The sequence below is a fragment of the Neisseria sp. P0021.S007 genome, assembly GCF_051956855.1.
On record NZ_JBQCXA010000165.1, the window covers coordinates 1 to 1,013 of the forward strand.

At 50.0% G+C, this 1,013-nt stretch carries 1 protein-coding gene; it reads right to left on the reverse strand.

The features are described 5' to 3' along the window. Window positions 1–116: 116 nt before the first annotated feature. On the reverse strand, window positions 117–1,013 hold an 897-nt coding region (locus ACTHUR_RS11935; protein ID WP_440398714.1), incomplete at its 5' end, for a phosphoethanolamine transferase.

Sequence of the window (1,013 nt, forward strand, 5' to 3'; positions counted from 1 at the left end):
GATCGGGCATCCATGCCTGATCCGCGTACTTGGTTTTTCATATTTTGCATAGTCTTGTCGGTCGGGCATCTATCCCCGACATCATCTAAATTTGTCTTTATTGGTTTTCTCGCCGCTTATTGCGGATAAACATATTCCGCCTTGCCGTCGCGAATATTCAAGCTGCCTGCATCGCCTGTAATCAGATTGCCCGTTACCGAGCCTTCGCTACAACCTGAAACCGGCATATCGTAGCCCAGTGTGTGAATCAGGAACGTTGAAAGCTGCTGATGGAAGGCAATCTCGCAAGGCGCAAAAGCTTGGTTGGCAGCCTGTTGCACGGCCTTATTCGGGCTGTACAACACCAGCGGCACAAGATAGCTGTCGGGCTGCACCGTGCCTTGATTGTAGGTATCTTGGCGCACATACTGGCCATGATCGGAGGTATAGGCAAACAGCCAGTTGCCGTCAGACTGCTTTTGCAGCTGCTCGAATACGGTTTGAATCATTTGGTCGGTTTTGTGGATGGTGTTGTCGTATTTATCCACAATATTGGCTTCGCCGAATACTTTATCTTGAGGCTGCAACAATGCGCCGTATGGGACGTGCGAACCGCGTTGGTGCAACACGATAAAATGCTTGCCCTGCTGCAAATTGATTTTGTCGAACAGCGGCAACAGCTTCTCATCAGGCATATTGTCGCCGTTGCCATAGCCCAGCTGCGTCGGCTGAATCAGATGGTCTATCCACTTTTTACCGATTAAGTTCAAAATCGCCATCTCGTTTTCAGCCTGCGCGCTGTAAAAATACGTTTCATAGCCCTGCTCTTTGGCGAGGCGGAACATATTGGTATCGCCGCTGCTGATTTGCTCATAACCGTTGGCATGCGGTATCGCATTGAAAAAGCTGGGCAGGGACACAGCCGTCATCAAAGCGGCAGAATAGCTTTGTTTCACAATCGGCTTAAAGTCGGCTTGCGACAGCTGGGCCAAAAACGGCGAAGTTTCGCGTCCGTAGCCAAACAATTTCAAATG